The 22,304-nt window shown below is 65.8% G+C and carries 21 protein-coding genes; 18 read left to right on the forward strand and 3 right to left on the reverse strand.

Annotation, left to right across the window (positions count from 1 at the left end):
• Positions 1-50: 50 nt before the first annotated feature.
• The 5 genes from HEQ22_RS01100 (at position 51) to HEQ22_RS01120 (ending at position 4,651) form a co-directional block, all read left to right on the forward strand.
• Positions 51-455, forward strand: a complete 405-nt coding sequence (locus HEQ22_RS01100; RefSeq protein ID WP_432769361.1) for a DUF6491 family protein — start codon at positions 51-53, stop codon at positions 453-455.
• A gap of 31 nt (positions 456-486) precedes the next feature.
• Positions 487-1,443: a tRNA pseudouridine(55) synthase TruB gene (truB, locus tag HEQ22_RS01105; protein WP_432769362.1), complete on the forward strand. Its 957-nt coding sequence runs from the start codon at positions 487-489 to the stop codon at positions 1,441-1,443.
• Between the two features lie 25 nt (positions 1,444-1,468).
• Complete coding sequence (gene rpsO / locus HEQ22_RS01110) at positions 1,469-1,738, forward strand: 30S ribosomal protein S15 (RefSeq protein ID WP_432769363.1); 270 nt, start codon at positions 1,469-1,471, stop codon at positions 1,736-1,738.
• Positions 1,739-1,930: 192 nt separating this feature from the next.
• The gene (pnp, locus tag HEQ22_RS01115; RefSeq protein ID WP_432769364.1) at positions 1,931-4,255 is read left to right on the forward strand and encodes a polyribonucleotide nucleotidyltransferase; all 2,325 of its coding nucleotides are present in this window, start codon (positions 1,931-1,933) and stop codon (positions 4,253-4,255) included.
• Between the two features lie 114 nt (positions 4,256-4,369).
• Positions 4,370-4,651, forward strand: coding sequence for a PepSY domain-containing protein (locus HEQ22_RS01120; RefSeq protein ID WP_432769365.1), 282 nt, complete (start codon positions 4,370-4,372; stop codon positions 4,649-4,651).
• 19 nt (positions 4,652-4,670) lie between these two features.
• Here the strand turns inward: HEQ22_RS01120 and HEQ22_RS01125 are convergent, their stop codons facing one another.
• Positions 4,671-6,071: an SLC13 family permease gene (locus HEQ22_RS01125; protein ID WP_432769366.1), complete on the reverse strand. Its 1,401-nt coding sequence runs from the start codon at positions 6,069-6,071 to the stop codon at positions 4,671-4,673.
• A 13-nt stretch (positions 6,072-6,084) separates the two neighbouring features.
• Entirely contained in the window at positions 6,085-7,245 is a 1,161-nt protein-coding gene (locus HEQ22_RS01130) for a glycerate kinase family protein (RefSeq protein WP_432769367.1), read from the reverse strand.
• Between the two features lie 140 nt (positions 7,246-7,385).
• Between HEQ22_RS01130 and HEQ22_RS01135 the strand changes: the two genes are divergently transcribed.
• The 11 genes from HEQ22_RS01135 to HEQ22_RS01185 all read left to right on the forward strand — a co-directional run bounded on the left by HEQ22_RS01135 (position 7,386) and on the right by HEQ22_RS01185 (position 19,786).
• Positions 7,386-8,081 carry a peptidylprolyl isomerase gene (locus HEQ22_RS01135; RefSeq protein ID WP_432769368.1) on the forward strand — a complete coding sequence of 232 codons (696 nt, stop codon included), beginning with the start codon at positions 7,386-7,388 and terminating at the stop codon, positions 8,079-8,081.
• Between the two features lie 62 nt (positions 8,082-8,143).
• Positions 8,144-8,938 (forward strand): outer membrane protein assembly factor BamD, encoded by a 795-nt coding sequence (locus HEQ22_RS01140; protein WP_432769369.1) that lies wholly within the window; start codon positions 8,144-8,146, stop codon positions 8,936-8,938.
• 47 nt (positions 8,939-8,985) lie between these two features.
• Positions 8,986-10,653 (forward strand): DNA repair protein RecN, encoded by a 1,668-nt coding sequence (gene recN, locus HEQ22_RS01145; protein WP_432769370.1) that lies wholly within the window; start codon positions 8,986-8,988, stop codon positions 10,651-10,653.
• 142 nt (positions 10,654-10,795) lie between these two features.
• Positions 10,796-11,173 (forward strand): endonuclease domain-containing protein, encoded by a 378-nt coding sequence (locus HEQ22_RS01150; protein ID WP_432769371.1) that lies wholly within the window; start codon positions 10,796-10,798, stop codon positions 11,171-11,173.
• Complete coding sequence (locus tag HEQ22_RS01155; RefSeq protein WP_432769372.1) at positions 11,170-11,859, forward strand: GNAT family N-acetyltransferase; 690 nt, start codon at positions 11,170-11,172, stop codon at positions 11,857-11,859. The genes HEQ22_RS01150 and HEQ22_RS01155 overlap by 4 nt, the downstream gene beginning before the upstream one ends.
• 3 nt (positions 11,860-11,862) lie before the next feature.
• Positions 11,863-13,980 (forward strand): NAD-dependent DNA ligase LigA, encoded by a 2,118-nt coding sequence (gene ligA, locus HEQ22_RS01160; RefSeq protein WP_432769373.1) that lies wholly within the window; start codon positions 11,863-11,865, stop codon positions 13,978-13,980.
• On the forward strand, positions 13,977-14,585 hold the full coding sequence (locus HEQ22_RS01165) for a BRCT domain-containing protein (protein WP_432769374.1): 609 nt from the start codon (positions 13,977-13,979) through the stop codon (positions 14,583-14,585). Before ligA ends, HEQ22_RS01165 begins: the two co-directional genes overlap by 4 nt.
• Before the next feature lie 53 nt (positions 14,586-14,638).
• The gene (locus HEQ22_RS01170) at positions 14,639-15,808 is read left to right on the forward strand and encodes a sterol desaturase family protein (RefSeq protein WP_432769375.1); all 1,170 of its coding nucleotides are present in this window, start codon (positions 14,639-14,641) and stop codon (positions 15,806-15,808) included.
• Between the two features lie 151 nt (positions 15,809-15,959).
• Entirely contained in the window at positions 15,960-16,352 is a 393-nt protein-coding gene (locus tag HEQ22_RS01175; protein ID WP_432769376.1) for a DUF2946 family protein, read from the forward strand.
• 71 nt (positions 16,353-16,423) lie between these two features.
• The gene (locus tag HEQ22_RS01180; protein ID WP_432769377.1) at positions 16,424-18,430 is read left to right on the forward strand and encodes a TonB-dependent receptor family protein; all 2,007 of its coding nucleotides are present in this window, start codon (positions 16,424-16,426) and stop codon (positions 18,428-18,430) included.
• Positions 18,431-18,445: 15 nt separating this feature from the next.
• The gene (locus HEQ22_RS01185) at positions 18,446-19,786 is read left to right on the forward strand and encodes a PepSY-associated TM helix domain-containing protein (RefSeq protein ID WP_432769378.1); all 1,341 of its coding nucleotides are present in this window, start codon (positions 18,446-18,448) and stop codon (positions 19,784-19,786) included.
• Here the strand turns inward: HEQ22_RS01185 and HEQ22_RS01190 are convergent.
• On the reverse strand, positions 19,783-20,658 hold the full coding sequence (locus HEQ22_RS01190; protein ID WP_432769379.1) for a sterol desaturase family protein: 876 nt from the start codon (positions 20,656-20,658) through the stop codon (positions 19,783-19,785). The genes HEQ22_RS01185 and HEQ22_RS01190 overlap by 4 nt on opposite strands.
• 100 nt (positions 20,659-20,758) lie before the next feature.
• On the opposite strand from HEQ22_RS01190, the gene HEQ22_RS01195 reads away from it, so the two are divergent.
• Together HEQ22_RS01195 and phhA are read left to right on the forward strand one after the other, a co-directional pair.
• Positions 20,759-21,367 (forward strand): Crp/Fnr family transcriptional regulator, encoded by a 609-nt coding sequence (locus HEQ22_RS01195; RefSeq protein ID WP_432769380.1) that lies wholly within the window; start codon positions 20,759-20,761, stop codon positions 21,365-21,367.
• Between the two features lie 49 nt (positions 21,368-21,416).
• Complete coding sequence (gene phhA, locus HEQ22_RS01200; RefSeq protein WP_432769381.1) at positions 21,417-22,289, forward strand: phenylalanine 4-monooxygenase; 873 nt, start codon at positions 21,417-21,419, stop codon at positions 22,287-22,289.
• Positions 22,290-22,304 lie beyond the last annotated feature (15 nt).

The raw sequence follows: 22,304 nt of genomic DNA on the forward strand, positions 1-22,304 counted from the left end.
GCAGGGCGGGGTCAGCGCCCGTTCAGGCACCCGATGCTAGACGAGTCGCCATGAAAACCCTGACCCTGTCCCTCGCCGCTGCGCTCCTGCCCCTTTCGATTGCGGGAGCCGCCGAACCGGTCGCCGAGCCGCGCGCACTTGGGACCGAGGCAAGCATCATATTTCCCAGCGACAGCTCGATCCGCAACTGGCGCGCCGACGATGGCCGCGGCATCTGGATTCAGGATCGCCGCGGCGACTGGTATTACGGCCGCTTCGCGGGCTATTGCCGCGATATCGATTTTGCCTCGGCGATCGGCGTCGAAACGCGCGGCGCATCGCGGCTCGACCGGTTTGCGGCGATCATCGTGCGCGGCGATCGTTGCCCGCTCACCTCGTTCGTGACCTCCGCTGGTCCGCCGTCGAAGCGCGACCGGGCCAAGGATATCATGGGCGAAAAGCCCGCGGCAAATTGACAATGGCGGCCCTGCGCGCCTAGCGCGCGCCATGAACGGCTGGATCATATTCGACAAACCTTTGGGGCTCGGCTCGACGCAGGCGGTCGGCGCGGTCAAGCGCGTGTGCCGCGAGGCGGGGCTGGGCAAGGTCAAGGTCGGCCATGGCGGGACGCTCGACCCGCTGGCGACCGGCGTGCTGCCGATCGCGCTCGGCGAAGCGACGAAGCTGTGCGGGCGGATGCTCGATGCGAGCAAGGTTTATGCGTTTACGATCGCGTTCGGGACCGAAACGTCCGGGCTTGATGCCGAGGGCGAGGTTGTTGCGAGCAGCGATGTGCGGCCGACGCTGGCTCAGGTCGAGGCGGTGCTGCCGCGCTTTACCGGGCCGATCGAGCAGGTGCCGCCGGCGTATTCGGCGATCCGGATCGGCGGCCAGCGGGCGTATGATCTCGCGCGCAAGGGCGAAGCGGTGGAGATGACGTCGCGGGGGGTGACAATATATTCCCTTCGTCATGCCGGACTTGATCCGGCATCCATTGCGGCGCCGGCGGAATGGACCCCGGATCAAGTCCGGGGTGACGAGGAAGGGGCGGACCCGCTCGACTTCGTCACCATCATCGCCCACGTTTCCAAAGGCACCTATATCCGCAGCCTCGCCCGCGACATCGCGCACGCCGTCGGCACCGTCGGCCACGTCACGATGCTGCGCCGCACCAAGGCCGGGCCGTTCGATCTGGAACAGGCGATTTCGCTGGACAAACTCAACGCATTCGGCCAAGGCGCCGCGCAATCAGACGTCATTCTGCCGCTCGAGGCAGGGCTGGTCGACATCCCGGCTCTGAACCTTTCCCCGGAAGCGGCAGGGGCGATCCGTCAGGGTCGCGTCTGGACCGGGGTAGCTACGGATGACGGGCTCTATTGGGGACGGGACGATCAAAATCGTCCGATCGCCCTGATCGAGGCTTTGGCGGGAACGCTGAAGGTCGTGCGCGGCTTCAACCTATAAAGCACGATGTTCGAAGGAAGAAATTATGTCGATTACCGCCGAGCGCAAAACCGAAGTCATCACCGACAATGCCCGCAGCAAGGGCGACACCGGTTCGCCGGAAGTGCAGGTCGCAATCCTGACCGACCGCATCAATAACCTGACCGGTCATTTCAAGGCGAACCACAAGGACAATCACAGCCGCCGCGGCCTGCTGATGATGGTCAACAAGCGTCGCAGCCTCCTCGACTATCTGAAAAAGAAGGACGAGGCGCGCTATTCGGCACTGATCGCGAAGCTGGGTCTGCGTAAGTAAGAATTTCTGGCGGCCCCGGTTTTCCGGGGCCGCTGTCATATTGGCTCCGTGCAAATTCGCCGGACCACAGGGCCGCTCCCGCATCCGGCGGGACCGCCATTGGGGCCACAGACGCCCCGCACCGCCCCGGGTCGGATTACCCGGAATCAGAGGCCCCGCCCGGCATCGGGCCCGGCGGGCGAAGGAAACTCCATGTTTGACGTGAAAAAAGTATCGATCGAGTGGGGCGGTGAAACGCTGACCCTCGAAACGGGCAAGGTTGCCCGTCAGGCCGATGGCGCGGTTGTCGCGACGCTCGGCGAAACGATGGTCCTGGCCGCGGTCACCGCCGCCAAGACGGTCAAGGAAGGGCAGGACTTCTTCCCCCTGACTGTCCACTATCAGGAAAAATATTCGGGCGCCGGCCGCATCCCCGGCGGCTTCTTCAAGCGCGAACGCGGCGCGACCGAAAAGGAAACTTTGGTTTCGCGTTTGACCGATCGTCCGATCCGTCCGCTGTTCCCCGAAGGTTTCTACAACGAGATCAACGTCATTGCCCAGGTTCTGAGCTATGACGGCCACAACGAACCCGACATCCTTGCGATGGTTGCCGCGTCCGCGGCTCTTACGATTTCGGGCGTTCCCTTCATGGGTCCCATCGGCGCCGCGCGCGTCGGTTATGTCGACGGCGAATATATCCTGAACCCGACCGACGAACAGGTTGCCGCCGGCGACCTCGATCTGGTCGTCGCTGCCACCTACGATGCGGTGATGATGGTCGAATCCGAAGCCAATGAGCTGTCGGAAGAGATCATGCTCGGCGCCGTGCTGTTCGCGCATGATGCGTGTAAGGATGTGGTCAAGGCGATCGTGAAGCTGGCCGAACAGGCTGCCAAGGATCCCTGGGACATGGCCGAACAGAGCGATCTGACCGCCGCCAAGGACAAGTTGAAGAAGCTGATCGGCAAGGACATCGCCGCCGCGTACAAGCTGACCGACAAATCGGCCCGCTCGAACGCGCTGAACGTGGCGCGTGCTGCCGGCAAGGCCGCGTTCGCCGACGCCGCGCCGCAGGACCAGATGGCTGCGGGCAAGCTGATGAAGAAGCTGGAAGCCGAAATCGTGCGCGGTGCCATCCTGAAGGACGGCAAGCGCATCGACGGACGCACCACGACGCAGATTCGTCCGATCGTTGCCGAAACGCACTTCCTGCCCCGCGCGCATGGCTCGGCGCTGTTCACGCGCGGCGAAACGCAGACGATCGCGACCTGCACCCTGGGCACCAAGGACAGCGAGCAGATGATCGACGGCCTGAATGGTCTGTCGTACTCGAACTTCATGCTGCACTATAACTTCCCGCCCTATTCGGTCGGCGAAGTTGGTCGTTTCGGGGCGCCCAGCCGCCGCGACATCGGTCATGGCAAGCTGGCATGGCGTGCGCTGCACGCGGTGCTGCCGACGAAGGACGAGTTCCCCTACACGATCCGCATCACCAGCGACATCACCGAGTCGAACGGCTCGTCGTCTATGGCGTCGGTGTGCGGCGGTTCGCTGGCGATGATGGACGCGGGTGTGCCGTTGAAGCGCCCGGTTTCGGGCATCGCGATGGGCCTGATCCTCGAAGGCAAGGATTTTGCGATCCTGTCGGACATCCTGGGCGATGAAGATCACCTCGGCGACATGGATTTCAAGGTGGCGGGCACGTCCGAAGGCATCACCACGATGCAGATGGACATCAAGATCGCGGGCATCACGCGCGAGATCTTCGAAGCCGCTCTGAACCAGGCGAAGGAAGGCCGCGCGCACATCCTCGGCGAAATGGCAAAGGCGCTGGGCGAAGCCCGCACCGAGCTGTCCGATTATGCGCCGCGTATCGAAACGATGCAGATCGACAAGGCGAAGATCCGCGACATCATCGGCACCGGCGGCAAGGTGATCCGCGAGATCGTCGCGACCACCGGCGCCAAGGTCGACATCGACGACGAAGGTCTGATCAAGATTTCGTCGAGCGATCCGGCCCAGATCGAAGCCGCCCGCAAGTGGATTTCGGGCATCGTCGAAGAAGCCGAAGTCGGAAAGATCTATGACGGCAAGGTCGTCAACCTCGTCGATTTCGGCGCGTTCGTGAATTTCATGGGCGGCAAGGACGGTCTCGTCCACGTCAGCGAAATCGCCAACGAGCGCGTCGAAAAGGTCTCCGACGTTCTGGCCGAAGGCCAGGAAGTCAAGGTCAAGGTGCTCGAGATCGACCCGCGCGGCAAGGTTCGCCTGTCGATGCGCGTCGTCGATCAGGAAACCGGCGAAGAGCTGGAAGACACCCGCCCGCCGCGTGAAGCCCGCGAACCGCGCGGCGATCGTGGTCCGCGCCGTGACGGTGGCGACCGCGGTGACCGCGGTCCGCGTGGCGGCGGTGGCGGCCGCGATCGCGGTCCGCGTCGTGATGGCGGCGGCGAAGGCCGCGGCGATCGCGGCCCGCGCCGCGAACGCAGCGAAGGTCCGGAAGACCAGGGCCATGTGCCCGACTTCCTGAAGGACTAAGCGCTTTCGGAAACGAACAAGGAGGGGCTGCCGAAAGGCGGCCCCTTTTTTGTTCGTCGGGATCGCGAAAACTTCATTTGCCATTCAGGGCCGGGCTGTCACCATGGCCGGGTAATGCAAAAGAACGTCCTTCTGCTCGTCGCCGCCGCTCTGGTTGCCTTGCCCGCCACCCCGGCCCGGGCGGACGATGACGACGACCGCGCCGGACCGTCGCGGGTCAGCGAAGCCCAGGCGGTGCGGATCGCGCGCGGTTACGGGATAGTTCGGGTGACCGAGGTCGAGCAGGACGATGGCGGCTGGGAGGTCGAAGGACGCGACCGGCGCGGGCGCGAGGTCAAGGTGACGATCAATCGCCTCGGCCGGGTCACCAAGGTCGAACGCGGCGACGACGACTGAGCGCGACTGCGGGCCGGGCCTAGAGCGCCAGCCCGGTCCATTTCCACCAGGCGAAATAGGCCGCGATCATCAGCGCGACATTGATGGGCGCCAGCACCGCGCTCAAGCGCAACAGGTCGGCGGGGCGAAATCCGCCGCCATCGACGTCCTGGAACAGCAACAGCGCTTTCGAACAGGCGGGCAGGGTCAGGCAATAATTCATGCCCACGGTCGCGATGAACAGCACCGCGATCGGTTCGATTCCCGCACTTTGTGCCATCAGGATGAAGGGCGGGCCGAGCGCTGCGGTGCGCGCGACATGGCTGGTCAGGAACAGGTGCGACGCGGTGCTGATCAGCGCGACCGCGCCAACGACGGCGATTTCGGGCAGAGTCCCGGCACGGCTGCCCTCGAGCCCGGCCAGCGCGAACAGCCGGTCGATCAGCCACCCCGCCGCCTGGGTGTTGATCAGCGCCTGACCCAGCAGCATCGCGCCGCCGACGAACAGGATCAGGCTCCAGTTCACCGCTTTCATCCCGGCCTTGAAACTCATCACCCCGACGCGCGGCGCGGTCAGCGCGATCATCGCCAAAATCGCGACGGTGGCGATCTCCAGCCCGTGCCAGTCGGTCGTGAACCACAGGCCAAAGGTCGTTGCCGCGACGACGATCACGCGCCACTCGGTTCCCGACAGCGCCGCCCGGTCGGTGGTCGCCCCGGCTTCGATCGCCGCGCCGCGCTGCGCAGGAGTCAGGAACAGCCGCAAGATGACGCCGCACGCGATCGCGCTTGACACGGCGGCAAAGGGCAGCCCCCACAGCGCCCAATTGGCAAAGCCGAAGCGCTCGCCCAGCCGCTGGTCGAGCAGATCCTGCGCCAGCAGATGCGAGCCGGCACCGGTCAGCGCGGCGCTTGTCGCGACCAGAATGACGACGGGTATCAGCAGCGCAAAGGCGCGGCGGCGCGTGTCGGCCGCGTCGGCGGGGAGCAGATTGAGCGCCGGCAGAGCCGCGGCGGCGCGCCCCGACGTCGACGGGATCAAAAAGGTCAGCGGGATCAATGCCAGCGTCGTCAGCCAGAACAGCTGCGCCGTGGTGCGCGCCCGCGCCGCGATACCGCCGGTGATCCGCGCTGCGAGCCCGCTCGACTGGATCGCCGCGCCGATGACGAACGCGCCCGCCATCAACCAGATGATATTGTGGCCGAGCATCGCCATCAGCTCGGCCTGATCGGCGGCCTGCAGCGGCACCAGCGCGACCGCGGCGGCAAAGGCGATCCAGGCGGCGTCCAGCCGCGTCGTCGTCCACAGGATCACCGCGGTTCCGAACACCGCCAGCGCGGCGCGTGCGGGCGGAAGCAGGTCGGCGGGGAGGATGACCAGTGCGGCCAGCAGCGCGAAGGCGAGTGCCGCCATCGCCCAGCGGAGCGCGCCCGATGTCACGTCGTGGCGGCCGTCACGCGCGCGGCATCGCGCGGCCCGCGAGGATCGCGCGCATCGCATTCTCTGCGCCCAGCGCGAGCATGGTTTCGGCCTCTGCCATCGCAATTTCCATGGGGCCGGGGTGCATCGAAGTCGAGAAAAAGGCGTCGATGCCATGGTGGTAAACGACGCGCGCACGATCGTCGACCGCACCCGCGAGCGCAATCACCGGCAGCCCGCGCGCTTTGGCGCGGCGCGCGACTTCGACCGGAATTTTGCCGTTTGGGGTTTGCAGATCGATGCCGCCCTCGGCGGTGAACACCAGGTCGGCGCGATCGAGATGACCGTCGAGGTCGAAATAGGACAGCACCACGTCGTACCGCGAGCGAAGCGCGGCGCCGAGGAACACCGACAGCCCGGTGCCCAGCCCGCCCGACGCGCCGCCTCCCGGCATCGCGCGCACATCGACGCCGCAGCTCGCCTCGATCACACCGGCTAGCGTTTCTAGCGCCGCCTCCATCTGGACGATCGTCGCTTCGTCGGCGCCCTTCTGCGGCCCGAACACGCGCGCGACGCCGCGCGGGCCGCACAGGATCGTGGTGATGTTCAGCACCGCCTCAATCGCCACATCGTTCAGCCGCGGGTCGCGGCCTGTCATGTCGATTGCCGCCAGTTGCGCCAGCCCGCCGCACCCGGGCGCGATGTCGACGCCATGCGCGTCGAGCAGGCGGACGCCCAGCGCCTGCGCCATCCCGGCGCCGCCGTCGTTGGTCCCCGAATCGCCGCAGCCGACCAGAATCCGCGTCGCGCCGTCGTCGAGCGCGGCGCGGATCAGCTCGCCGACCCCGCGCGTCGTGGTGCGCATCGGGTCGCGGCAATCGGACGGCACCAGTCGCAACCCCGCCGCCTGCGCCATTTCGACGACCGCGGTGCGCGGCCCGTCGCCGCCGAGCAGCCCCAGGCACGCCTCGAGCGGGTCGCCGACCGGCCCGGTGACGGTGACCATGCGGGTGCTGCCGCCTGTCGCGACCGCCATTGCGCGGGCGAACCCTTCGCCGCCATCGACCAGCGGCAGGCTGACGATGTCGGCATCGGGGTCGGCGCGGCGCACCCCGGTGGCGATGGCGGCGGCGACGCGATCGGCCTCGAGGCATTCCTTATACCCTGACGGCGCGACGAGAATCTTCAGGCGCATGGCGGGGTCCGTCGGCAGGGGGTTGCGGATGCACCGACCTGACACGCCGAAAATGAACGGCGGATGACAGCGTGCGCGGTCCAGCCCCGCGACGCCGAAAGCGCTCGCATCGGCAACAGCTTATCGTTTATGATCGAGCCATGTTGACGATCCTCGCCGCGCTCGCGCTCGCCGCCCTATCGACCCCCGTGCCGCCGCAGGCGACGCAATTGCCGCCGCCGGCCCCGCCGATCCCGGCGCCGGTGACGCCGGTGGTCGAGGCCGACACCCGGCCCTTCGTCGCGCTGGTCACTGACCTCGGCACGATCACGGTGCGGATCGAGGACAAGCGCGCGCCGGTGACCGCGAAGAATTTCCTGCGCTATGTCGATGCGAAGCGGATGGACGGTTTTTCCTTCTATCGCACGACGCGCAGCTGGGGCCCGGCGGGCCAGCTGGTCCAGGCGGGCAATCGCGGCGATGCCCGGCGCAATTATCCGCCGATCGCGCACGAGCCGACGACGGCGACCGGCCTCACCCATTGCAAGGGCGCGCTGTCGATGGCGCGGCTGGCACCTGGCGATGCGACCACGGACTTTTTCCTCCTCGTGTCGGAGATCAAGGGCTTCGACGCCGATCCCGCGCAGCCCGGCGACAATGCGGGCTTTGCGGTGTTCGGTGAAATCGTCGCGGGCGCCGACGTTGCCGAAAAAATCTTCGCCGGGCCGGTGTCGCCGACCGCCGGCGAGGGGGTGATGGTCGGCCAGATGCTCGAACCCGCCGTGACGATCAAATCGGCGCGCCGGGTTCCGGCCCCCGCCGATGCGCCCGCGGGGTGCATCGTCAAAGCGTCGTAATTCCGCGCCGGCACCCCCATCATTTATTTTGCGTTCATCCGCGCTGTGGCTATACCGCGCGCATGACTCACCGCACCCTCTTCGGCGCCCGCGCGCGCCTGATCGCCACCGCCCTCGTGCTGACCCCCATGTTGGCGGCCTGCGCCGGCGGCGGCGGGGTCAAGCAGGACACGCGCTATGTCGCGCGCGACGTCAACACGCTCTACCGCGCGGCGCAGGACCGGCTCGATCGCGGGCAATATGGCCTGGCCGCGGCGCTGTTCGACGAGGTCGAGCGCCAGCATCCCTATTCGCCGTGGGCGCGCCGGGCGCAGCTGATGAGCTCGTTCAGTTATTATATGGACCGCGAATATACCCCGGCGATCGAGGCCGCGCAGCGCTTCCTGGCGATCCATCCGGGCAACAAGGACGCGCCCTACGCCTATTATCTGATCGGGCTCAGCCTGTACGAACAGATCAGCGACGTCACCCGCGACCAGAAGATCACGCAGCAGGCGAACGCCGCGCTCGGCGAAGTGATCCGCCGCTATCCCGACAGCCGCTATGCCGCCGACGCGCGGCTCAAGGTTGACCTGGTGCAGGATCATCTGGCGGGCAAGGAAATGGAAATCGGCCGTTTCTATCAGCGCAGCTCGAACTGGCTGGCCGCATCGCTCCGTTTCCGCGAGGTCGTCGACCGGTATCAGACGACCAGCCACGCGCCCGAGGCGCTCTATCGCCTGACCGAATCCTATCTCGCGCTCGGTATCCCGGCCGAGGCGAAGAAATCGGCGGCGGTGCTCGGCGCCAACTATCCCGGCAACGAATGGTATGAGCGCGCTTACGAACTGATGCAGAAGCACGCGCCGACCGCTTGACGCGCGAAGCGTGGATTCGCGCTTTGTTCTAATGTAAGGGGCGAATCGTGCTGACCGCCCTGTCCATCGCCAATATCGTGCTGATCGAACGGCTCGACCTGGAATTCGCCGCCGGGCTCGGCGTGCTGACCGGCGAGACGGGGGCGGGCAAGTCGATCCTGCTCGACGCGCTGGGGCTGGCGCTCGGGATGCGCGCCGACAATGCGCTGGTGCGCCAGGGGGCCGCGCAGGCGCAGGTCACCGCCAGCTTCGCGCCGCCCGCCGCGGACACCCCGCTCGCCGCGCTGCTCGCGGCCAACGACATCGCTCTCGACCCCGGCGAACCCTTGCTCGTTCGCCGCACGCTCAAAGCCGACGGCGGCAGCCGCGCCTTCTTGGGCGACCAGCCCTGTTCGGCGGCGCTGCTGCGCGAGGTCGGCGGCCATCTGGTCGAAATCCACGGCCAGCATGACGACCGCGGCCTGCTCGTCCCCGCCGGGCATCGCGCGCTGCTCGACGCCTATGCCCGCGCCGACACCGGCGCGGTCGCCGCCAAGCATGCCGCTTGGCGCACCGCCGAAGCCCGGCTCGCCGCGGCGCGCGCGGCGCTCGACGAGGCGACCCGCGACCGCGAATGGCTGGAACATTGCGTCGCCGAACTGCGCACGCTGGCCCCGCAGCCGGGCGAAGACGCCGAACTCGCCGCAGCGCGCGCGGCGATGCAGCGGGGCGAAAAGATCGCGGGCGATATGGGCGCGATCATGGAAGCGTTCGAAGGCAGCGACAGCGGCCCCGCAAAGCTGCGTGGCGCGGCGCGGCGGCTCGACCGGCTGGCGGGTGACCACCCGCTGCTCGCCGAGGCGCTCGCCGGGCTCGACCGCGCGATCATCGAGGCCGACGAGGCCGAGACGAAGCTGCACGAAGCCGCGCGCGCGCTGGAATATGACCCTGACCGCCTCGAGACGACCGAAACGCGCCTGTTCGAACTGCGCGCGATGGCGCGCAAGCATAATGTCCAGCCCGACGCGCTGGCGGCGCTGACCGACGACCTCGCCGCGCGGCTCGATGCGATCGAGGGCGGCAGCGCTGGGCTCGCGAAGCTCGAGGCTGCGGTTGCCGAAACCGCCGCTGCCTACACCCATGCCGCCAGCGCGCTGTCCGACCTGCGCTCGAAGGCCGCGGCGCGGCTCGATGCCGCGGTGGCGGGCGAGCTGGTGCCGCTGAAGCTCGACGCCGCGCGCTTCCAGACGCTCGTCGAGCGGCTTCCCGCCGAGCGTTGGGGACCCGAAGGCATCGACCGCGTCGAATATCTGATCTCGACCAACCCTGGCGCGCCGTTCGCGCCGCTGGCAAAGATCGCCTCGGGAGGCGAACTCTCGCGCTTCATTCTCGCACTGAAGGTCGCCCTCGCCGAAGAGGGCGGCGCCGACACGATCATCTTCGACGAGATCGACCGCGGCGTCGGCGGTGCAGTGGCCAGCGCGATCGGCGAGCGGCTCGCCAGGCTTGCGGGGGCCGGCAAGCAATTGCTCGCGGTGACCCACAGCCCGCAGGTCGCGGCGAAGGGCGCGGCGCATTTCGTCATCGCCAAGTCTAGTGAAGGTGTCGTCACCCGCACCAGCGTCCACGCGCTCGACGACGCCGGCCGCCGCGAAGAAATCGCGCGCATGCTGTCGGGCGCGGAAGTGACCGACGAGGCGAGGGCACAGGCGGAGCGGCTGCTGGAGGTGGTGTGACCGTGATCGCATATGCCAACCCCTCCTCTTTAGAGGAGGGGCAGCGAGACTTAGGCGCTTGGCGCCTTAGTCGCAGCGGGGTGGTGGTGCTTCACCGGCGTCCACCACCCCAAACCCCTCCTCTGAAGAGGAGGGGCTTATAATGGTCGGTCGCCGAACCATGCTCGCCCATGCGTCGAAAATGCGGCGCGAACCAACCGAAGCCGAAAAGCGGTTGTGGCGCTATCTCTCTGGCGCCAAGCTGGGTGGGTTGAAATTCCGACGGCAGGCGACGATCGGCAGCCGGATCGCCGATTTCTTTTGTCCGGCAAAAGGGCTTGTCGTCGAAGTCGATGGCAATACCCACGACCGTGAACGCGACGAGGCGCTGGACCGGCGCATGGCTGAGCAATACGGCTATCGAACCATTCGCGTGACCAACGAGGACATATTCACCAATATGGATGGCGTTCTGCAGCATATCGAAAACATCGCGTGCGAATTGCCCGACCGATGGCCTTCGGCCGTGCGCGAGGCATGACAGCGCCGCACCCCCTCGACCGACCCGTCTGGAGCATGCTCACCGGCCGGCAGACGCATCTTGCCGAGGGCGATGCGCGCGCGCTCAGGATCGATCGTGGATATGGCGTTTTCGGCGCCGCCGCCGACCCCGGCGACGAGGCGCAGACGGCGCTCGCGGCGCTGGTGCCCGCCGATGGCGAGATATGGATCATCGAGGATGCGCCGTGGCCGCTGCCGCCGGGTACGCGTGAGGTGAAGCGCGCGGTGTTGGCGCAGATGGTCGCCGACGGCGCACTGCCCCAGGCGCGGCCGGGCGAACCCGCGATCGTCGCGCTCGGCGATGCCGACGCCCCCGAAATGGCGGCGCTTGCTGACCATGCCCGGCCGGGACCGTGGGGGCCAAAGACGCATCTCTACGGCCCCTTTTTCGGCATCCGCGAGGAAGGCCGGCTGCTCGCCATGGCGGGGCAACGGATGCTCATGCCCGGCATGGCCGAAGTCAGCGGCGTCGCGACCTGGGCCGATTGCCGCGGCCACGGCTATGCACGAACGCTGATCGGCCATGTCATGCGCGCGATGGCCCTGCGCGGCGAGACGCCCTTCCTGCACAGCTATGCCGACAATGCGGGCGCGATCGCGCTCTATGAATCGCTCGGCTTTCGCATCCGCCGCGAGGTGCATGTGCTGGCGATTGCGAAAGACTGATATATGACCGACATGTCCACGCTGTCCGAAGCCGAAGCGGCCAATGAGTTGATGCGCCTGGCCAGGCAGATCGCGCATCACAACCAGCGTTATCATGCCGAGGACAGCCCGGAGATTTCGGACGCCGACTACGACGCGCTGGTTCGCCGCAACAATGCGCTCGAAGAGGCATTTCCGCACCTGATCCGCGCCGACAGTCCGAACAAGCTTGTCGGCGCCGCGGTCGAGGCGTCGCCGCTGGCGAAGGTGGCGCACGCCCAGCGGATGATGAGCCTCGACAATGCGTTCGCCGATGACGATGTCGCCGAGTTTGCCGCGCGGGTGCGGCGGTTCCTGAACCTGCCCGAAGATGCCGCGGTCGCGCTGACCGCCGAGGACAAGATCGATGGATTGTCCTGTTCGCTGCGTTATGAAAAGGGCGTGCTGGTGCAGGCAGCGACGCGCGGCGATGGGAGCGTCGGCGAGGATGTCACGCCGAACGTCCGCACCATAGCGGACATCCCCGAAAAACTCGCCGGAGACGCGCCCGATATCTTCGAAATCCGCGGTGAAATCTATATGGCCAAGTCCGATTTTGCTGCACTCAATGCTGCGCAGCAAAAAGCCGAGGCGAAGGTCTTTGCCAACCCGCGCAATGCCGCCGCCGGGTCGCTGCGACAAAAGGACGCGAGCGTCACCGCGGCGCGGCCGCTGCGCTTTCTGGCGCATGGTTGGGGAGAGGTCAGCGACGTGCCCGCGGCGACGCAATATGACATGATGCGCTTGATCGAAAGTTGGGGGGTGCCGGTGTCGCCGCTGCTCGGCCGCTTCGACAGCGTTGCCGATGTGTTGGCACATTACCGCGCGATCGAGGCGCGGCGCGCCGAGCTACCCTATGACATCGACGGGGTCGTCTACAAGGTCGACCGGCTCGACTGGCAGGCCCGGCTGGGCTTCGTGGCGAAGGCGCCGCGCTGGGCCATCGCGCATAAATTCCCCGCCGAGCGTGCGCAGACCACCTTGGAAGCGATCGACATCCAGGTCGGGCGCACCGGCAAGCTGACCCCGGTCGGGCGGCTGACCCCGGTGACCGTCGGCGGCGTCGTGGTGTCGAACGTCACCCTGCACAACCGCGACGAGATCGGGCGGCTGGGGGTGCGCCCCGGCGACCGCGTCGTCGTGCAGCGCGCGGGCGATGTGATCCCGCAAGTGGTCGAGAACCTGACCCGCGATGAGAACCGGCCGGTCTTTGGTTGGATGGAATTCTGTCCAGTTTGTCATTCTTGCGCGGAAGCGGAGGAAGGCGAAGTCGATGTTCGGTGTTCTGCCGGCCTCATTTGCAAAGCCCAAAAACTTGAGCGGCTGTGTCATTTTGTCAGCCGCGGCGCGCTCGATATTGAAGGGCTCGGTGAGAAGAGCATCGAGGAGTTTGTCAATCTCGGCTGGCTTCACGGACCCGCCGATATTTTTCGCCTAAGGGAACACCGGGGCGATTTGATTGGACGCAAAGGATGGGAACGCGCGTCCGTTGATAAGTTGTTCGAGGCCATCGAGGCGAAGCGGCACCCAGATGCTGCGAGATTGCTGTTCGGGCTTGGTATTCGGCATGTAGGTCAAGTGTCGGCGAGGGACCTGATGAAGGAGATCCAAGAATTTAGCGATCTGAAGGCGAGAGCGCGCAGGATTCAGGAAATTCGTCCTGAGCTGGTCAAACAAGCAAATGAAACGAACAAGGCCTTTGAAGAGCGGAAAAGGGCTGCTCTGAAAAATGTTATCGACGTCGAAGGGATGGAGGTGGTCTGCTACTCTTTGGCAGATTTCTTCAATGAAGAGCATAATGTCGCCCTTTGGGATGACTTGCTCTCTGTGCTCTCCCCTCCGCCATATGTCGTGGAAACTCGCGCGAGCGAAGTTTCAGGGAAGACCATCGTGTTTACCGGCAAGCTGGAAACGATGAGCCGCGATGAAGCAAAGGCTCAAGCTGAGGCTCTTGGTGCACGAGCCGCTGCCTCGATCAGCGCCAAAACAGATATCGTTGTCGCTGGTCCTGGCGCCGGTTCTAAACTAAAAGAAGCTACAGATCGGGGTATCAAGGTAATCGATGAGGCAGCATGGGCGGAGATTGTCACGGGGGCGAAATGAAGGACGACGCATTTTATAATCGCGTAGGCGGGGAGCGCATTGAGTCACGTCAAATTGACGAGCTGATCGGTCTGTGTCGGGGAATGGCGGCTGACGGAGCTATTAATCAGCTTGAAGCCGAGTTTCTTCAAAAGTGGCTTGCAGCGAATGCCTCGATCAGCGGCCATCCGGTTATTCAGACGCTGTATCAACGAGTGTCCGAAGTGCTCGCCGACGGTCGGCTCGAAAATGACGAAGCTATAGACTTGCTATCAACGCTCGACCAACTCTCGTCACGTGATTTTGAGCACGGCGAGGTGCTAAAGTCGTCCGACTTGCCGGTGTGTGACCCCGCCCCAGATTTGATTTTTGGAGATCGGCTTTACTGCTTCACGGGAACTTTCAATTTCGGACGGCGTGCTGATTGTGAAAAAGCGGTGCTCGCAAAGGGTGGGCTACATGGTGGCCTGACAAAGAAAACGGATGTTCTCGTGATCGGCGTTTACGCAACCGAATCTTGGAAGCATTCGAGCTTTGGAAACAAGATTGTCAAAGCATGTGAGATGCGCGACGAGGGCATTCCAATTTCAATCGTTTCCGAAACTCACTGGCAACGGTATTTGTAGTCCCCGTGCGTGCCGTCACAGACGGCGCGGGCGAAATGCGGTGAGGGGACCAAATGGCCAAACGCGATTATCTGAGTCACCTGATGCGCGATCTGGAATCGCATACCGACGTGCGGCGGTTCGGCAGCGGGTGGCTGTCGGGCTTTTTCGCCTTGCTGTTCGCGATCGTCGGTTTCGGGATGGTGATCGCGCTGCGCTTTCCGGACTGGTTCGCGACGCCGGAACTCGCGATCATCAAGGATTGGGGCGGGTTCCGCGGGGTGGTTCATCTGGTGCTGCTCGCGAGCTACGGCCTCGCATTGCTCAGCCTGCTGCTGCGCCCGCGCAAGGTGCTGGGCGCGACGGCGCTGATCATCGCGCTCGCCGCGACGCTGATCGGCGGCGCCAATGTCCAGCCCGCCGAAACGCGCAGCTGGGGGATCTTCTTCGGGCTCGACTTTTTCGTCGTCAACCTGCTGATCACGGGGTTCATGTTCGCGCCGCTCGAACGTTTGTTCCCGCATCGCCGCGCCCAGCGCCTGTTCCGCACCGAATGGCGCGAGGACCTTTTTTATTATCTCGTCAGCACGATGTTCGTGCAGATACTCGGCTTCCTCGCGCTCGCGCCGTCGACGATCATCAACGAAAATACGAGCAACTGGCAGGCGTTTCGCGCCGCGGCCGCCTCGCTGCCGTGGCTGGTCCAGTTCGCGATCGTCCTCGTCGCATCCGACCTCGCGCAATATTGGTACCACCGGCTGTTCCACAAAGTGCCGTTCCTGTGGGGCTTCCACGCGATCCATCACAGCGCGAAATCGATGGACTGGCTGGCGGGGTCGCGGATGCATTTCGTCGAGATCATCCTGCTCCGCTCGATCACCTCGCTGCCGCTGTTCACCCTGGGGTTCAGCCCCTCGGTGATGCAGGCGTATATCGGCTTCGTTTACGTCTGGTCGTCGTTGCTCCACGCCAATGTCGGCGGCAATTTCAACCGGCTGGGCCACTGGATCGCGACCCCGCGCTTCCACCACTGGCATCACGGGCTGGAGCGTGAGGCATTCGACGTCAATTTCGCGATCCACTTTCCGTGGCTCGACAAGCTATTCGGGACGTTCCATCTGCCCAAGGATCGCTGGCCCGAAAATTACGGCATTCCCGAGGATGTACCGAAAAATTACTGGGGACAGTTCCTCTATCCGTGGCAACGCACCGGCAAGAAGATCGACGAGGCGCCGGCGGAGTGATTTGTTCACGCGGAGAGGCGGAGCTGCGGAGAAATTGCAAAGCAGCGAAGCCGCCTGTCTTTTTCTCTCCGCGTCTCCGCGTCTCCGCGTGAATCCTTATAGCCGTGAACGTGGCTTGCCAGCGGAACGCTTCGACCATAAAGCCCGCCGCGTGGGCCTGCTCGCCGCCTTTCGCCGTCCCGGCATCCTGCTGCTGTTGCCGCTGCTCCTTGCGCTCGCCGCGCGGGTGCTGGTCGCGCCGGGGTGGATGATTGAAAGCGATGCCGGCGGGTCGATCACCGTGCGCATCTGTTCGGACCCGGCCAATCCCGGCAAGACGGTAACGATCCCGCTCGAAAAGGCGGGCAGCCACGACGGCGGTGAGACGCAGCAGCATTGCCCGTGGGGCGCGCTCGCCAACGCGCCGATCGTTCCAGCCGAACCCATGCTGCTTGCCGCGCCGATGGTCGCGGCACCGCCCCCGGTCGCGGTGCGCTCGCTGGGCTTTGCGCCGGGTATCGCCTCGCCGCTGCCGCCGAGTACCGGACCACCCGCTTTCGCCTGAACCAGACGGACCGGCCGCCCGCGCACAAGCGCGGCGCGGCGCTTTGCTGATTTCACGCGAAAGATTGAACCATGAAAACCCACGCCTGTCGGGCGGCGCCATTGCTGGCGCTCGCCCTCTCGTTTGCTCCTTCCGCAGCCCACGCTGCCGAGGCCGAAACCGATCCGACGATCATCGTCACCGCCCCCGACCTCGCCAACGCGGCCGAAGCGCGCGTTCAAAAGACCGCCGGCGGCGCCGATGTCGTCGGCCATCAGGATTATGCCGACAAGTCGATCGTCAGCTTGCGCGACACGCTCGCCTTTTCGCCGGGCGTCTATCTTCAGCCGCGTTACGGGCAGGAAGTCCGCATCTCGATCCGCGGATCTGGGCTGTCGCGCGGCTTTCATATGCGCGGGCTCACGCTGCTGCAGGACGGGGTGCCGATCAACCTCGCCGACGACAATGGCGATTTTCAGGAGCTCGAGCCGATCTTCTTCGACCATCTCGAAGTCTATCGCGGCGCCAATGCGCTGCGCTTCGGGTCGGGAGCTTTGGGCGGCGCGGTCAATGGCGTCACGCCGACCGGGCGGACCGCCGAGGGCTTTTACCTCCGCGGCGATGTTGGTAGCTTCGACAGCTATCGGGGTCTGGTGTCGGCGGGCGTTGCGGGCGACCGGGTCGATGCATGGGCGGCAATCAGCGCCGACACGTCGGACGGCGACCGCGATCATGTCAAACGCCGCAGCTTTCGGTTCCACGGCAATGCCGGGATGCAGTTCAGCGACGTCGTATCGAACCGGCTCTACGTCAGTTTCAACAATATCGATCAGGACATTCCCGGGGCGCTGACGCGAACGCAGGCGCTGACCACCCCGTGGATGGCAAACCCCGCCAGCGTCGTGGGCGACAATGCGCGCGATATCGACTCGCTGCGTATCCAGAACCGCACCCGCTTCGACTGGGGCGCCGCGACGCTCGACGTCGGAGCCTTCATCAACGCCAAATCGCTCTATCACCCGATTTTCGAGGTCATCGACCAGGAAGCGCTTGACCGTGGCGGCTATGTCCGCTTCGACTATGCGGGCGACGTGGTCGAGGCGACCTTCGGCGGCGAATTGCGCGTCGGCGACATTCGCTCGAAACGCTTCGTCAATCTTGCCGGACAGCGCGGCGCGGTGCGCTTCAACGCCGATCAGGACGCGCGCGCTGCGTCGCTCTACGGCGAAGTCCGCGTCAAGCCGGTTGCTTCGCTGTCGCTGATCGCGGGCGGCATTTATGCCGACGGCGAACGCAAGCAGGTCATCCATCTCAACGTCGCCGCACCGGCCCAGAACGGCACGATCGGCCGCGCCGACTTCAATGCCTTCTCGCCCAAATTGGGGCTGTTGTTCGAACCGGCGGCGGGTATCCAGCTCTACGCAAATTATAGCCGATCGGTCGAATTCCCCGGCTTCAACGAACTGGCCCAGATCGCCAGCTTCGTGGCGCTTGATCCGCAGCGGGCATGGACGGCCGAGGTTGGCACACGCGGGCGGACCGGGCCGATCGGCTGGGATCTCACCTTCTATCGCAGCGATATCAAGGGCGAGTTGCTCCAGTTCAACGTCGGGCCGACGATTCCCGCCTCGACGTTCAACGCCGACCGCACGCGTCACGAGGGTATCGAGGCCGCGCTGCAGATCGATGTCGCGCGCTGGCTGCGGCTGCGGCAGGTCTATACCTATAGCAACTTCCGCTTTCGCGGCGACGCCAGCTATGGCGACAACCGCCTGCCGGTGGTGCCGAAGCACGTTTATCGGGCCGAGGCGCGGATCGGCAGCGATGCGCTGCACATCGCGCCGAACGTCGAATGGGTGCCCGACGGCCCGTTCGCCGATTACCGCAACCTCGTCCGCACCCCCGGCTATGCTTTGCTCGGGGTGACCGGCGGGGCGCGGGTCGCCGAGGGGATCGATGCTTTTGTCGATGTCCGCAACATTACCGGCAAAAAGGCGATCGGCGACATCAGCGCGGCGATCGCCGTCACGGCGACTTCGGCGGTCTATTATCCGGTCGAGCGCCGCGCGGTCTCCGCCGGCGTTCGCGCGCGCTTCTAAGGCGGAGGACAGGGGATGACCGACACCAACCGCATTCCGCTCTATCGCACGATCTGGCGCTGGCATTTTTATGCCGGGCTGTTCGTCATCCCCTTCTTGCTTGTGCTGTCGGTGACCGGCGCGGCTTATCTGTTCAAGCCCGAGCTCGACCGGTGGCAGGAGCGCGCCTGGCGCGGCTTGCCGGCGGTCGGCGCGGTCGATGCCGACGCGCAGGTCGCCGCAGCGCTCACCGATTTTCCGAGCGCAAGTTTTCACTATTACCGCATTCCCGAGGCGCCGGGCGACGCGGCGATCGTTCATATCGCACTGTCGAACGGCACGATGCGCGACGTCGCGGTCTCGCCGCAGGGCCGCGTGATCGGGTGGGCCGTTCCCGACGACCGCATTTCGGCGTGGCTGGCGAAGATTCACGGCAGCCTGCTGATCGGCCGCGCCGGCAAGCTGCTGGTCGAACTCGCGGCAAGCTGGGCGATCGTGATGATCCTGACCGGCCTCTATCTCTGGTGGCCGCGCGGCCGCGGCGCCGCGGGGGTGGTCTGGCCGCGCCTGTCGCTCGGCGGCCGCGCCGCGCTGCGCGACCTGCACGCGGTCACCGGCTTCTGGGTGTCGGGCCTCGCGCTCGTCCTGCTGTTGACCGCGCTGCCGTGGACCGATGTCTGGGCGAGCGGCTTTCGAGCCGTCCGGGCCGAAATGGGCTGGGTCGCCGGGGTGCAGGACTGGAAGGGCGGCGCGGCCGACCCGCACGCCGCGCACGACCACCGGGCGATGGCGATGGGTGGGCACGCGGTCCATGCCGCCCCCACGATACCGCTGGCGCGCATCGTCGAACAGGCCCGCGCCGAACATATGCCGGCCCCCGCGATCGTCCAGCCGCCGGGCGCCCCCAACCTGTTCGGCCCGCGGAACGGCAATGCCTGGACACTGACCACGCTGACCCAGAACCGCCCGCAGGTGCGCAAAGTCAGCTATGACCCCGCGACCGGCGCCGAAGTCTCGCGCAGCGGCTTTGCCGATAAGCATGTCATCGACCGCGCCGTCGGTTACGGCATCGCGTGGCACGAGGGGCAGTTGTTCGGCCGCGCCAACCAGCTGATCGGCGTCGCGACCGCGCTGGCGCTCTTCACCCTGGCAATCTCGGGTTTCCTGATGTGGCGGCGGCGGCGGCCCGGCGATTCGCTCGGTGCGCCGCCCGCCGCGCGTGACCCGGCGCGGCTCAGGGGCGTTGCCGCGATCGTCCTGCTGCTCGCGGCGCTGCTCCCGCTCCTCGCCGCATCGCTGGTCCTGCTCTGGATCGCCGAGCGCCTGATTCTCCCGCGGCTGCCGCGGGCCGCGCGCTGGCTGGGCGTCGGGAGCTAGGCAGGCACGCGCGCGCCCGAGGCTGCGGCGGGCACGGCGCCGGGGATCGCGGCGTCCATATCCTTGTTTTCGGGAAAGATCGGCCACAGCAATTGCTGGCCGAGCGTCGCCGGGGGCAGGTTCTCGACGCCATAGCTCGCCGGATAGCGCCGGGTGATCTTGGCGGTGCCGAACAGCACGTCCCAGAAGAACAGCAGGTTTCCGAAATTGCCCTTGTAGTGGACCGCGGGGTCGCTGAAATGGCGGCCGTGGTGCGCGTGGTGCGTGGCCGGGGTGCTGATCGTCCGTTCGACAATCCACATCAGCGGCGACAATGCCTTGATGCGATACAACGGCGCGTCCCATGCGACGTCGCTGTGGGCGCCAATGATCACCGCCATCTTGACCACCAGATAGCCGGCATAGAACCAGCCGAGCCCGAGATAGACGAGCACGCCCGCGAACCAGATGCTCGGCATCAGCGCATAATAGATGATGTTGTTGCGGTAGACGAGCCGCACGCTCATGTAACGCGCATTATGATGCGCGCGGTGGAGGTTGTAGAGCCACGCAAAGCTGTGCGATGCGCGGTGCCACCAATATTGCATCATGTCTTCGAAGACGAGGAATAGCGCGAGCGCGGCTAGCCAGGGGATATCCGCCAGCGCGCCTTCATAGTGCGGGGCGAACCGGTGGCCGAGGGCGCCGACGGTCAGCAGGATCAGCGGCTGGGTCGCGATCAGTAGCGTGAACGTGCTGACGATTTCGAGGATCCCGTCGTGACGCGTCTGCTCGCTTTTCGCGAACAGCGCGGTGCGCGCGAATTCGAGCAGGCAGAAGCCCACATAGACGGCGGCGACGAGCAGGCTCGATTGCGCGGTGGTCAAATGCATCCGGGGTCTCCCAACTTGGCCGCGGTCGATTCCCGCTTGCCATTGCCGACCCCATGCCACAGCGTCGCCGACCAGAATGCAAAGAAGTTATCATTTTGCCATGGCCGACCGGTCGCGGCTGTCGGATCGTGAACTGGCGGAGCTCGCGTCGCGCGCGCGGGTGCAGCATTTTGCCGACGGGCAGTTCGTCCAGCACCAGGGTGATCCCGGCGACGCCTTCTGGGCCGTCGTCGACGGTCATGTCAGCATCGGCCGCTATGCTGCCGATGGCGCCTTCACCCTGTTCGCGGTGCTGGCGGCGGGCGACCTGTTCGGCGAACTCGCCTTTTTTACAGGGGTGCCGCGCCAGGTCGACGCGATCGCGAGCGGCGGCGCGCGGATGATCGCGATCAATCGGCCGCTGCTCCGCCAGTTGATGGCCAGCGACGTCGGCTGGGCCGAACTGCTATTGCGCAGCCTGTCGCGCCAGCTCGCCGGCGCGCTCGACCTGATCGACGCCGAACGGCGGCTGCCGACGGTCGAGAGGCTCGCGCAATTGCTTGGCGTAATGGCGCGCGACAGCGGCGACGGCGCGACGGTCGGCGCGACCCAGCAGCAGCTGGCAGACCTGCTGGGCGTGTCGCGCGTGACACTGGGGGCGGCGCTTCGCGAATTGGCGAATGCGGGGCGCGTCGAACGCGGCTATCGCCGGATTCGCCTGCTGGGCTAGCCCCAACAGACAGTTTCAATTGTAACCAGTTCATGCTAGGTCGCAGCTTATGAAAGACGGCTTTACCCATGTCCACGAAACGCCGCCGCCGGGCGCCGCGGCCGACTGGACGATTGCGCAAAACTGGGACGCCTTCACCGCCGACGAACATGCGATGTGGGACCGGCTGTTCGCGCGCCAGTCGGCGATGCTGCCCGGCCGCGCCGCCGACGCTTTCCTGCGCGGCATCGACGTGCTCAAGCTCGAAAAGCCCGGCATCCCCGACTATCGCGAGCTGAACGCGCGGCTGATGGTGGCGACGGGGTGGCAGGTTGTCGCGGTGCCGGGGCTCGTTCCCGACGAAGTGTTTTTCGACCATCTGGCGAACCGCCGCTTCCCTGCCGGCAATTTCATCCGCACGCCCGACCAGCTCGATTACCTCAAGGAACCCGACGTGTTTCACGACGTGTTCGGCCACGTCCCGATGCTCGCTGACCCGGTGTTCGCCGACTATATGGTCGCTTACGGCGAAGGCGGCCTGCGCAGCCTGAAATTCGACGCGCTGAAACAACTCGCGCGGCTTTATTGGTACACCGTCGAATTCGGTCTGATCCGCGAAGGCGACGGCCTGCGCATCTATGGCGCCGGGATTGTGTCGAGCTATTCCGAAAGTGTCTTCGCGCTCGATTCTGGCAGCCCCAACCGCATCGGCTTCGATCTCGCGCGCGTGATGCGCACCGATTACCGGATCGACGATTTCCAGCAGAATTATTTCGTCATCGACAGCCTCGAACAATTGCTGTCGACGACCGTCGATACCGACTTCGCGCCGCTCTATGCCGCCAATGCCGCGCTGCCCGCGATCCCGGTCGCCGACATCCTGCCCAGCGACGATGTGATCACGCGCGGCACGCAGGATTATGCGCTGGCGAAGAGCGGCTAAGGTCGGAACGCCGAG

Source organism: Sphingopyxis sp., from assembly GCF_050916055.1.
GTDB lineage: Bacteria > Pseudomonadota > Alphaproteobacteria > Sphingomonadales > Sphingomonadaceae > Sphingopyxis.